The 12660-nt window shown below is 57.5% G+C and carries 10 protein-coding genes and 1 pseudogene; 8 read left to right on the plus strand and 3 right to left on the minus strand.

The window, feature by feature from the left end; all coding sequences use genetic code 11:
• Positions 1–157: 157 nt before the first annotated feature.
• On the minus strand, positions 158–874 hold the full coding sequence (locus V7747_RS10815; protein WP_335616044.1) for a helix-turn-helix domain-containing protein: 717 nt from the start codon (positions 872–874) through the stop codon (positions 158–160).
• Positions 875–1101: 227 nt separating this feature from the next.
• Between V7747_RS10815 and V7747_RS10820 the strand changes: the two genes are divergently transcribed.
• Positions 1102–1725 carry a QsdR family transcriptional regulator gene (locus V7747_RS10820; protein ID WP_335616045.1) on the plus strand — a complete coding sequence of 208 codons (624 nt, stop codon included), beginning with the start codon at positions 1102–1104 and terminating at the stop codon, positions 1723–1725.
• Positions 1726–1765: 40 nt separating this feature from the next.
• Here V7747_RS10820 and V7747_RS10825 read toward each other — a convergent pair whose 3' ends face one another.
• Entirely contained in the window at positions 1766–3361 is a 1596-nt protein-coding gene (locus V7747_RS10825; RefSeq protein ID WP_335616046.1) for an ATP-binding protein, read from the minus strand.
• Positions 3358–4104, minus strand: coding sequence for a response regulator transcription factor (locus V7747_RS10830; protein WP_335616047.1), 747 nt, complete (start codon positions 4102–4104; stop codon positions 3358–3360). Before V7747_RS10830 ends, V7747_RS10825 begins: the two co-directional genes overlap by 4 nt.
• A 446-nt stretch (positions 4105–4550) precedes the next feature.
• On the opposite strand from V7747_RS10830, the gene V7747_RS10835 reads away from it, so the two are divergent.
• The 7 genes and pseudogenes from V7747_RS10835 to V7747_RS10865 all read left to right on the plus strand — a co-directional run bounded on the left by V7747_RS10835 (position 4551) and on the right by V7747_RS10865 (position 12642).
• Positions 4551–7436, plus strand: a complete 2886-nt coding sequence (locus V7747_RS10835; protein WP_335616048.1) for a ribonucleoside-diphosphate reductase subunit alpha — start codon at positions 4551–4553, stop codon at positions 7434–7436.
• 278 nt (positions 7437–7714) lie between these two features.
• Positions 7715–8959: a ribonucleotide-diphosphate reductase subunit beta gene (locus tag V7747_RS10840; protein WP_335616049.1), complete on the plus strand. Its 1245-nt coding sequence runs from the start codon at positions 7715–7717 to the stop codon at positions 8957–8959.
• Between the two features lie 52 nt (positions 8960–9011).
• A complete protein-coding gene (locus tag V7747_RS10845) occupies positions 9012–9983 on the plus strand; it encodes a DUF4062 domain-containing protein (RefSeq protein WP_335616050.1) in 972 nt (323 codons plus the stop codon).
• A gap of 268 nt (positions 9984–10251) precedes the next feature.
• A pseudogene (locus V7747_RS10850) lies at positions 10252–10790 on the plus strand (REP-associated tyrosine transposase).
• 168 nt (positions 10791–10958) lie between these two features.
• Positions 10959–11516 (plus strand): PAAR domain-containing protein, encoded by a 558-nt coding sequence (locus V7747_RS10855; RefSeq protein WP_335616051.1) that lies wholly within the window; start codon positions 10959–10961, stop codon positions 11514–11516.
• The gene (locus V7747_RS10860; RefSeq protein ID WP_335616052.1) at positions 11513–12292 is read left to right on the plus strand and encodes a hypothetical protein; all 780 of its coding nucleotides are present in this window, start codon (positions 11513–11515) and stop codon (positions 12290–12292) included. Before V7747_RS10855 ends, V7747_RS10860 begins: the two co-directional genes overlap by 4 nt.
• Positions 12277–12642, plus strand: coding sequence for a DUF7079 family protein (locus V7747_RS10865; protein ID WP_335616053.1), 366 nt, complete (start codon positions 12277–12279; stop codon positions 12640–12642). Before V7747_RS10860 ends, V7747_RS10865 begins: the two co-directional genes overlap by 16 nt.
• Positions 12643–12660 lie beyond the last annotated feature (18 nt).

Raw genomic sequence — 12660 nt, forward strand, 5'->3', positions numbered from 1 at the left:
GTATACAAGGTCCTTTTGTTGTTATTGAATGGGCCTGAAAGATATCCGGCACCTGAACGCTAACAACTAAGCCGCCGCGGCAATTGAACTTACTTGTCCAACAGCGCCCTCTCCTGCCTCATTGATCCCTTGGATAACACCTGATCAGTTGCACACATCACCTGAATACCACCTGTACGCGCGCAGGATTGCGCGACTCACTGGGGGTCTTGCCGTACCAGCGCCGCCACTCTCGCGAAAAGTGCGCTGCGTCGGTAAAGCCGGCGCTATGGGCCACGGCCGTGAGCTCCTTTCCCTGCAGCATGCCGCACCAGGCAATCGCCGACTTCTGCCACAGGCGATAGCTGCGCATGGAAATACCCACAGAGCGCGAGAATAAATGCGACATGCCCGCCACCGACATGCCGCAGGTGCTGGCCAACGCCGCCAGTGGAGCAAAGGGATCGGCCGCAATGGTTTTCATCAGGGCAGCCACGCGCGGATCCAGATCAGGCATCGGTGGCAGCTCACCGAGAATGGTCTGCAGGCTTTGCTCATACAGCACGGCAGCCGTTTGCAACGAACAATTGCTGGTAAACAAGGCCGCCAGGTCATCGCGCCTATCGCAAAAAATCAGCGGGTCCAGCGGGTGAATGGCTTTGGAAGACAACCAGACAGCCAGATGAGGGAAGGCAGGGTCATCTGGCAACACGTTTATAACCAGCAGTTGGGCTGCGTTGGGTATTAGCCGGTGCGGTACCATCGGCCCCAGCATGGCGGCTCGGAGAAGGCGGGTAGATGTGCCGTCATACAGGCCAAAGGGTGAATCGTTGACCGACAACAGGATAACGACCGGGTGCCGCACGGTAATCCCTTTAGCTACATCGCTGCCCACGCGTAATGAGCCTCTGCGTCCCACGCAGTAGACAACGTCGCAACCCGTCCCTCGGTGCTCGCTTGTATCCATGGAGGTTCTCGTGTTTCAGCAAAGACTCGATACTAATTTATTTCATTTCTCCTGACTAAATTACCGATGCACCACTGCCGGGACACTTTCCATCTTGGTATCAGGCTTGTTACTATGCCGCCACACAATGAGAGACTATGGCTAGGCATATAAAAATGAGCACCCAACAGACCCCACTGGCGATGGCACTGTCCAAGCGCAAGTCCGATGAACGTGCAACTCCACTCAGCGCTTTCCGCATGGCGCGCAGTTGGTGGCTTGAAGGGCGCCGGCTTAACCTGTCGCTCCTCGCTGAAGAGTTGGGCATTGGCCGCGCGACGCTGATGCGCTGGGTAGGTAACAAAGACCTGCTGATGGGCGAGATTCTCTGGTCGCTGTACAAACGTATCTACGATGAGGCAATTGCCCGCGCCGATCAGACCCCGGGGCTGGAAGGCATCGACTACCTCACGCAGATCTATACCGACATCAATATCGCCCTGATCAATGCCAAACCCATGCACGACTTTCTGCAGGCCGAGCCGCAATGGGGCCTGCAGCTGCTGACCTCACGCGTGTCGGGCTTGCATGAACGCCTGATGGAAACCTGGCGCAAGATGTTTGACGAGCAGATCAAGGCCGGCAAGATCAAACCCGAAATGGACGCTGAAAGCCTGGCGCTCTATATCGTCAAGATCGGCGAAGGCGCTATCTACTGTGACCTTATCTGCGCGCGCAAACCCGACCCCGCCCCGGCCGCGACCGCGTTCCGCCTGCTGGTAAACGGCCACCAGCTCTGAGCCAAGCCCGCGCGACGTAGTTCTGCGCGGCGCTCCGGCGCTACTGTCGACGCAGCGGCCATTCAATGATGAAGGCCGCTCCGCCCAGCCCCTCCGATCCCTCTACCGCCACCTGGCCACGATGCCAGTAGGCTACCCGCCGCACGATAGAGAGCCCCAGACCATACCCCCCGCTGGCCCGCGTACGACTGTCATCCAGGCGCAGGAAAGGGGTGAAGATATGTTCGCGGTACCGCTCGGGGATACCCGGCCCATCATCTTCCACGGTCACCCGGCAGCGTCCGCCAATCACCCGCGTACTGACCTGCACACGACTGCCGGCGTGCCGTGCCGCATTGCTGACCAGGTTGGTGATGGCGCGGTGCAGATAGCGTTTCTCGGCGTCCACCCAACCTGCCCGGCCACGTGAACGGTCGCTGTACTCAATCTGCACCTGAGGATTGATCGGGCTCAGCTCGGCTATCACCTGCTCGATCACCGCAGATACGTCGACCGGTTCCAGCACCAGCGCCGGTGCACCCTGCTCCAGTCTGGCGTAGGTCAGTATCTCGTCCACCAGCTTGTCGAGCTCGGTGAGATCACCGTCCATGCTGTCCAGATAGCGCTTGAGTGCCTCTTCGCTACCGGCGGTCTCGACCATCTCCAGGCCAAAGCGCAGACGTGCGACCGGAGTACGCAACTCATGCGATATGGCACCAATCATTTCCTGCTGGATGTTCATCAGCCGCTGCAGATGGCGCGCCATATCATTGAACGCCCGCGCCAGACTACCGACTGAATCGTTGCCGATGACCTCGGCACGCGCATCCAGATTGCCGCGGGTAATGTGCAACGCAGCCGACTCCAGATTCATCAGCCGCTGCTCAAGTTGACGCACCAGCAGGTAGATCAGCAAACCGCTGAACGACAGCGCCAGCAGCCCGGTAATCAGCAGCATCTCGGTGGGATAGTCCTGCATCTGATACACCGGCCCCATGCTCAGCACCCACTCGGTGTCGGGGATCTTCATGTACATCATCACCGAATTGCCTTCAGGGCCCAGGCTGAGCACGGTATCGAACTCGTCCAGGCGGCGGCGCTGGTCCGCATCCAGATCGGCTTCGGCCAGGCGAGTGAGGCGCAATGGATAACCAAAACCCTTGTCCCGACGCAGCTCGGACAGCCGGCGCGGTAGCTCGGTATCGGCGTGACGCACCAATTCATCGGCAATCAAAAATAACGTCGCGCGGCCCAGCTGCTCGGAAATACGCTGAATATCGGCGGTCAGGACCACCTCATCCGACAAATCGACCAGACTGAAAACCCGTACCTCATCCGCGCCACGCGCGCGCACCAGCACCCGCCCGCGAATCAGCCGCGACCAGTTGCTGGCCTCCATGCCAAGGTCGTCCAGCGAGTTCAGCTCCAGCGGCACCCCGATCAAACGCGACCACACCGCCAGCGCCTTCTGCCGCTCAGCGGTGTCCATGGGTTCGAGGTTATCGGCCATCAACCGGAAAGTACCGGTAGCCATGCGCTCGCGGTAATCCTCCGCGCGCACATCGTTGACCAGGCGAATACTGATCAACGCCAGGCAGGACACCGCAATCAGCACCAACAGCATGCCGCCGTAGATGCGGATAAAGATGGAGTTCACTGCGGGTCTGGGCCCGGCTCGACGAACAGATAGCCTTTGCTGCGCACCGTTTTGATAATGCGCGGTAAGTCGGGGTCGTCGCCAATCTTGGGTCGAATGCGCGAAATGCGGACGTCAATGGAGCGATCCTGGCCGTCGTACTCGATCCCACGCAGCGAAACAAAGATCTCTTCACGGCTGAGAATGCGACCGGCGTTGCTGGCCAGCAGCCAGAGCAGATCAAACTCGGCGCCGGTCAGCTCGATCAGTTCACCGCTCAACCAGGCTTCGCGGCGGTCATTGTCGATCATCAGGCTGCCAAAGGTCAGACGCGTAGCAGCACCGCTGTCCTCTGGCTCTGCCAAGCGCCGCAGCAAGGCACGAATACGGGCCAGCAATACCTGCGGGCGCACCGGCTTGGTCACGTAGTCGTCGGCGCCCAGCTCAAGTCCGCGGATATGATCCTGGTCTTCACTGCGCGCGGTCAGCATCAGAATGGGCCGGGCGAAGCCCGCCTCGCGTACCCGCTGACAGATGGACAGGCCATCTTCCCCGGGCAACATCAGATCCAGCACCACCAGCGCCGGCTGCGTATCCAGAACGCGCTGTACCGCAGCAGCGCCGTCCGCCTCCAAGGCCACGGTCAGACCCTGCTGCTGCAAAAAATCGCTGATCAGACCCGCCAGCTTGGCGTCGTCCTCGACAATCAGAATAGTGCCGTGGTCTTGCAGCGTATCGTTGAGAGTACCTTTTTCTGTTTCCATCCCCACCACCTTGCCAAGACTGCTCACCGCAATTGGTCGGCGATTGTAACACCCGCGAGACAGCGTCGGGGCGCCAGACAGGCGCCAGGACTGCAACAGTATTTTGTCGAGTATCACCCCAGCGTGCGGCATAGCTCACAGAATCACTATATCTAGTAGAACCCAGGAATTCCTTGCAAGTGGCGTGCTCTCTTGCGTGCGTCATGGGTCAAGCCCTTAGGGCGAAAAAACAATAATAAAATCGGCTTGCCACATACCAGATCACACACTATCTTGTGCCAATGCCGTTTCAGACAACCACATATATGGTTAACGTTCACAGCCAGCCCGTCGACGTCAAGTACTGAAACCATCCATTTTATTGATAGATCACGCTGCCGTCACCACTGCAGCAGCGTCTTGATCAACACTACATATTGTGTTTGCAACCAGCAAAGGAGCCTGTCATGCACGTCACCCCGTCATCCAGCAGTAACCCCACCAACCACGTGCATGCCGAGCAGGAACAGCAGACCGACGATCTGCACATGAGCGCCCCCGGCCAGTTGCGCGTCATCAAGCGCAACGGCACCCTGGTGCCCTACACCGACGACAAGATTCGTGTTGCCATGACCAAGGCCTTCCTGGCCGTTGAAGGTGGCCAAGCCGCAGCTTCCTCGCGCATCCGCCAGATCGTGGATGAAATGACCGACACCATCAGCGCCATCTTCAAGCGTCGCCTGCCCTCCGGCGGCACCCTGCACATTGAAGAAATTCAGGACCAGGTAGAGCTGGCGCTGATGCGCTCCGGCGAGCAAAAAACCGCTCGCAGCTACGTACTCTACCGTGAAGAGCACGCGCGCCAGCGCAAGGAGCGCCAGGCCGCTGCACCGGCCGATGCGCACCCCAGCATCCGCGTCACCCTGGCCGACGGCAGCCGCCAGCCGCTCGACATGGGCCGCCTGCGCACCGTGATTCAGGAAGCCTGCGACGGCCTGGCCGAAGTCGATGCCAAGCACATCGAGCAGGAAACCCTGAAGAACCTGTACGACGGCGTAACCCAGCTGGACGTGAACACCGCTATGGTGATGACCGCCCGCACCCTGGTTGAGCGCGAGCCCAACTACAGCCAGGTCACCGCCCGTCTGCTGCTCGACAACCTGCGTGCTGAAGCCCTCGACCACCTGGGCGTCGCCACCAGCGCCACCCACACCGACATGGCCGAGCTGTACGCCAAGACCCTGCCGGTCTACATCCAGGCCGGTATCGAATACGAACTGCTCGACGCCAAACTGGCCGACTTCGACCTGGAGGCCCTGGGCGCAGCGATTAACCACGACCGCGATCAGCTGTTCGGCTACCTGGGTTTGCAGACCCTCTACGACCGCTACTTCCTGCACCGCGACGGCACCCGCATCGAACTGCCGCAGATTTTCTTCATGCGCGTGGCCATGGGCCTGGCGATTGAAGAGCAGGACAAAAACGCCCGCGCCATCGAGTTCTACAACCTGATCTCCAGCTTCGACTACATGGCCTCCACGCCGACGCTGTTCAACGCCGGCACGCTGCGCCCGCAGCTCTCCAGCTGCTACCTGACCACTGTGCCCGACAACCTGTCCGGCATTTATCACGCAATCCACGACAATGCCATGCTGTCCAAGTTTGCCGGTGGCCTGGGTAACGACTGGACGCCCGTACGCGCCATGGGTGCCTACATCAAAGGCACCAACGGTCAGTCCCAGGGTGTTGTGCCCTTCCTCAAGGTCGTCAACGACACCGCTGTCGCGGTCAACCAGGGCGGCAAGCGCAAGGGCGCCGTCTGCGGCTACCTGGAAACCTGGCACCTCGACATCGAAGAGTTTCTGGAGCTGCGTAAGAACACCGGTGACGACCGTCGCCGCACCCACGACATGAACACCGCCAACTGGATTCCAGACCTGTTCATGAAGCGCGTATTCGAAGACGGCCAGTGGACGCTGTTCTCCCCGTCCGACGTGCCCGATCTGCACGACCTGACCGGCAAGGCCTTCGAGGAGCGCTACGAGTACTACGAAGCCCTCACCGAGTACGGCAAACTCAAACTGCACAAGACCATCAAGGCTGCCGACCTGTGGCGCAAGATGCTCAGCATGCTGTTCGAGACCGGTCACCCCTGGCTGACCTTCAAGGACGCCTGCAACCTGCGCAGCCCGCAGCAGCACGCTGGCGTGGTTCACAGCTCCAACCTGTGCACCGAGATCACGCTGAACACCAGCGCCGATGAAATCGCCGTGTGTAACCTGGGCTCGGTCAACATGGTGCACCACATCACCGATGGCAAGCTGGATACCGCCAAGCTGGAGCACACCGTGCGCACCGCGGTACGCATGCTCGATAACGTGATCGACATCAACTACTACTCGGTGCCGCAGGCGAAGAACTCCAACTTCAAGCACCGCCCGGTGGGTCTGGGCCTGATGGGCTTCCAGGATGCGCTCTATCTGCAGCACATCCCCTACGGCTCCAACGAGGCCGTGGCCTTTGCCGATCAGTCGATGGAAGCCATCAGCTACTACGCCATCCAGGCCTCCTGCGATCTGGCCGAAGAGCGCGGTAGCTATTCCAGCTTCGAGGGCTCGCTCTGGTCCAAGGGCATCCTGCCCTATGACTCACTGGATATTCTCACCGAGCAGCGCGGCGCCAAGTACATCGAAGTGGATCGCAGCAGCACCCTGGACTGGGAGCCGGTACGCGAGCGTGCCAAGAAAGGCATCCGCAACTCCAACATCATGGCCATCGCGCCCACTGCAACCATCGCCAACATCACCGGCGTCTCGCAGTCGATTGAGCCGACGTACCAGAACCTCTACGTCAAATCGAACCTGTCGGGCGAGTTCACCGTGATCAACCCTTACCTGGTACGTGACCTGAAAGCGCGCGGCCTGTGGGACTCGGTCATGGTCAATGACCTCAAGTACTACGACGGTTCGGTACAGCAGATCGACCGCATCCCGGATGACCTCAAGGCGCTGTACGCCACCGCCTTTGAAGTGGAAACCAAGTGGATCGTCGAAGCCGCCAGCCGCCGCCAGAAGTGGATCGATCAGGCGCAATCGCTGAACCTGTACATCGCCGGCGCCTCCGGCAAAAAACTGGACGTGACCTACCGCATGGCGTGGTTCCGTGGCCTGAAAACCACCTACTACCTCCGCGCCCTGGCCGCCACCAGCACCGAGAAGTCCACGGTCAACACCGGCAAGCTGAACGCCGTTTCCAGCGGCAGCGCGCCGGCCGTTACCGCCGCACCGGCTGGACCAGCGCCAGTGCCGCAGGCTTGTTCCATCGATGACCCGGACTGCGAGGCGTGTCAATAAGCGCACGGATCTGAGCGGCGCCCGCGTTGTTGCCGAGCCGACCGAGCCCGGTCACGTACATCAGTACGCTCCCGGGTCCGGCCAGCCCGGCGCCTAGCGCTCACTCGCTCAGCTCCGCGCTAGCGCCGTAGAGGACATCAAGACCTTCCCGCCAGGCGGGAATCAAACAGAACCAATAGGGACCCCGAGCTGGCAGCAACACCGCTTGGGCCGCCGCACCAAACAACTTGCAGCTTTAAGCTTGCCGCTTAAAGCCGCCGACCAAAGGGAGCCAAACCATGCTCAGCTGGGACGAATTCGATAGCGAAGACACCACCATCGCACCCGCCGCTGCCAAACCCGCAGCACCGGCGCAAGACAACAGCGCACTCGATCAACAGGCCGCCACCAAGGCCGAGCAAGCCCGCAATGTAGACGGCAGCGACTCTGCCGCCATCGCCCGCGCCAAGGCCGCGCTGGATAATCTGGATATTGAAGAAGGTCTGGAAGACCTGGAAGGCTCCGCCGCGCGCGTCAACGTCGACGCCAAGCAGATGATCAACTGCCGCGCCGACCTCAATCAGCTGGTGCCTTTCAAGTACGAATGGGCTTGGCAGAAGTACCTCGACGGCTGCTCCAACCACTGGATGCCGCAAGAGGTCAACATGACCGCCGACATCGCCCTGTGGAAAAGCAACGACGGCCTCACCGAAGACGAGCGCCGCATCGTCAAGCGCAACCTCGGCTTCTTCTCCACCGCCGACTCCCTGGTTGCCAACAACCTGGTGCTGGCCGTCTACCGCCTGATCACCAACCCCGAGTGCCGCCAGTACATTCTGCGCCAGGCGTTTGAAGAAGCCATCCACACCCACGCCTACCAGTACTGCATCGAGTCACTGGGCATGGATGAAGGCGAGATCTTCAACATGTACCACGAGATCCCCAGCGTCGCGAAAAAAGCCGCCTGGGGCCTCAAGTACACCCGCTCCATCTCCGACCCGACCTTCAACACCGGCACCGTCGAGACCGACAAAGAGCTGCTGCGCAACTTGATCGCCTACTACTGCGTATTGGAAGGTGTGTTCTTCTACTGCGGCTTCACCCAGATTCTCTCCATGGGCCGCCGCAACAAAATGACCGGCGTGGCCGAGCAGTTCCAGTACATCCTGCGTGACGAGTCCATGCACCTGAACTTCGGTATCGACGTGATCAACCAGATCAAGATCGAAAACCCGCACCTGTGGGATGCCGCCATGAAGGACGAAGCCACGCAGATGATCCTGCAAGGCACCCAGCTGGAAATCGAATACGCCCGCGACACCATGCCCCGCGGCGTACTGGGCATGAACGCCTCGATGATGGAGGATTACCTCAAGTTCATCGCCAACCGCCGCCTCACCCAAATCGGCCTGAAGGAAGAGTACCCCGGTACCAGCAATCCCTTCCCGTGGATGAGTGAAATCATGGACTTGAAGAAAGAGAAGAACTTCTTTGAGACGCGGGTTATCGAGTATCAGACTGGCGGGGCGTTGAGCTGGGATTGATGTGTTTATCAAAATAGCCTCCGCAAGGGGGCTGTGATAAGAGGCGTGTATTGTGGCAAAACCGAGAGTTTTTATTAGTTCCACCTATTTTGACCTGAAGAACATTAGAGCAGACCTTGAGCGCTTCATAAAATCACAAGGATATGACCCTATACTCAATGAACGTGGTCATATAGCGTATGGAAACAAAGAAAAACTCGAAGAGTACTGCTACAAAGAGATACAGACCAGCGACATACTCATCTCCATCATTGGCGGCCGCTACGGCAGCCAATCAAAAACCGAAAATCAGTCGATTTCCAACGCTGAGTTAAAATCCGCATTAGAGCACGGAAAGCAAGTGTACATATTCATTGATCACGCAGTCCACAATGAGTATAAAACCTACGAGCGAAACAAGGATATCGATGGAATTACCTATGCTTCCGTCGATGATACCAGAATATTCAGCTTTATAGAGGACATCCAATCCTTACCTATAAACAACACCATAGCAAGTTTTGAAACGAGTTCGGAAATCACAGAGTATCTAAAAGAGCAATGGGCTGGACTATTTCAACGCTTATTATCCGAAAACTCAAAGCAAAAAGAACTAATCGCAATAAACGAAATAAAAAGCACAGCAAAAACCTTGAACCAACTGGTTGGCTATCTAATTGAGGAGAGAAAAAATGGTGACCAAGCTTTCAAGGAAATCCTACTAGCCAACCATCCCGCATTTAATCAAATCCGGGAACTTCTAAAGATACCTTATCGTGTTTTCTTCAATAATCTTGATGAGCTAAACGAGCTTCTGAAAGCTCGGCAGTACGACGACGTTGACGAGGAGGACTGGGATAATCAAGAAATCAGAGAGTGGTTAAAGGTAAAAGCAACACCCAAAATGCTACTAAAGATAAGTAACGAGTTATTTGACGAAAACCTTAAGTTACGGGTATACACGCCTGACACTTGGGACAAAAGTTTGATTCAACTCTCACCACTCGGAGCGTCAGACGCATTTGATGACGACATACCTTTTTGATCAAACGCGTTCTCATATAAGATGTACAGATCAAGTATTCACCTGACACCGGCCCCGTTCCGGGGCTGAGTTAGTGGCCGGCTCTGGCTGCTCAACAATTGATCGTTCCCACGCTCCGCGTGGGAATGCAGCCCTGGACGCTCTGCGTCCATTCCGCACCACAGCGTGGCAAGACCAAGCATCTCTGGCTAGACTCCAATCCATAGCGCAACAATCCGGCTATGCCAGCAGCCGCAAAGAACCGCCAACCGATTCACGGATGAATCCCATGGGCCGCAGCCGTTACATCATCACCGAAACGGACAAGCCGCATTTCCTCACCTGCACCGTGGTGGAGTGGCTACCGCTTTTCACCCGCCCTGCCCTGGTCGAGATTCTGCTCGACTGCTGGCGTTACCAGCAGACCAATCAGGGGCTCAAGTTGTATGGCTATGTGGTGCTGGAAAATCATCTGCACTATGTGGCTCAGGCGCCGGATCTGGTCAGATGCGTCAGCACCTTCAAATCCTACACGGCGCGCCGGATGCTCGACCATCTGGCGCAGTGCGGTGCGGTGCCCACTCTGCGCTGGAGCGATTGCGCTTCGCCAAGCGGGCACACAAGGAGGACAGGGAATACCAGTTCTGGGAGGATGGCAGCCATGCAGAGCTGGTGTACAGCACGGAGGTAATGCTGCAGAAGCTGGAGTACATCCATCTGAACCCGGTGAAGCGTGGTTAAGTGGATTTGCCTGAACATTGGCGCTATTCCAGTGCGCGGAACTATGCGGGGCAGGCGGGCCTGATTGAGATTGATCGCTGGGCGTGAGTGGACGCGGAGCGTCCGGGGCTGCATTCCCACGCAGAGCGTGGGAATGATCAAATCCCTCACGACCGTGAACTACTCGCCAAGGTGAGCAAAAGGAGAATGCGTCACTCATGGGCCTTTCCTATGATGCAAACCATCAAATCCGGATGCAGCTAAAAGGACAGTGATATGGCAGGCAAGCCCGCAGCAAGGCTAGGCGACAGGACCGCATGCTCACAGAGCGGGCATAGCCCCGCTACTATCGTTTCAGGCTCCCCAGACGTGTTCATCAACGGCTTGCCCGCTGCTCGGCTGGGCGATACTACAAGCTGTGGGAGCGCACTAATAGGCAACGCCTCATCGACCATCATGATAAACGGCAAACCGGCGATGATTCTTGGCGGTTTGGGTAGCCATGGGGATGTGATAGTAAGTGGCTCAGGGGATGTCATCTTTGGTGATCACGTTAGCGGCCTCTCCAACTCTCTATCTGAATCCCACGATCAGCACAGCTGGATTGGTTTTAGGATTGAGGCCCTCGAAAGCTATTCAGGTTTGGATTGCAAGGCATACTTCGCCGACGGAAAGGTGCTTACTGGCAGGTTTGGTGCCGACAACAGGGTAAGGTTTTCGGGTCTCAGCGGAGTTATGTGTGAGCGCTTGGAATTGGAGGTGCCGGAAGCTGTGCCAGCAACTTCCGTTACCGAGCAACTGCTCTCGCAAATCGCTGGAGTACAGTTCACGTGAGCACATTAGCGATTGAGAACTCCTTTTCTACCGACATTGAGCACAGAATCGAAAGAACTCCCCTAGACGAAGCCATAGCAGGACTGGAGGGGGCTGCTGCACGCTTCTCGCTCGATGCGATTAGCGATGCCAATGTTCGTTCTAGCTACTCGGCTAATATCCGAAGAGTCTCTGTGGCAATCCGGCAGGAAGTGGCTGCGGGCCGAATCAGCGCCCTTGAGGGGGCGCGATATTGCCATGAGATGCGCAACAAAATCATGGCCGAACACCGAAAGTTCACAAGCGTGCAAGGTCTGGCTCAAGCTGAACGAATGAAGAAAACGCCACCCACCATTCCTCAGCTTTTTGAGCGCTACGCGAAGGATCAATTTGGAAAATCGTACGAAAGCCTCACTGCTGAACAAAAACGACGGATTCACTATACGGTGATTGAGGCTGCAGGAAGAGATAACGCCAGGATCACGCGCGGAAATCAGCGGCTTCAAATAATTGGAAAGGTGGGAGTTCTAATTACAGCAGCCTTCGCCACCTACGAAATACTCAATGCAGATAACAAAGTTAAGGAGACAGCTCGGCAGGGGATGATCATTGGCGGAGGCGTCGCAGGTGGTTTCCTGGCTGGCCTAGGAGTTTCTCTGATATGTGGGCCGGGCGCACCAGTATGTGCGATAGCATTGGTTCTGGCGGGGAGCGCTGCGGGTGGCTTGGCGGGGAGCGCTGCGGCCAACAGCTTTGACGAAGAATTGGAGGAATTCTCCAGATGGGAGATCCTGTAACAAATCAATCCGCGGCAGAGATTCGGTTCGCGCTGTCAAAGCTCTTTGTTGATACCGCAGTTGATTACCAAGCAATCGCTACGCAACTTCGCTTCGAGGATCAACAGACTCTGAAGCAAATGTTCTTTGATGAAGTGGCACCGGTTTGCTACCCAAACCTTGCTACGCCGGCGCCCCCGGTTTGGACGATGTTCGACCCCGACTGGCTTGAAGCAGAAATAGAAAAGCGACTTCAACGTCGCAACGACAGTAATTTTGTGGCGATGAAGGACAAAATTCTCTGTACCTATCTCCGTGTAGCATATGCCAGTGTGTGGCAGGCACTTGAGAAGGAGCTAATCACCTTGTAACTGCGGCACCATGATCGT

It is taken from the genome of Halopseudomonas sp. (assembly GCF_036960865.1).
Lineage (GTDB): Bacteria > Pseudomonadota > Gammaproteobacteria > Pseudomonadales > Pseudomonadaceae > Halopseudomonas.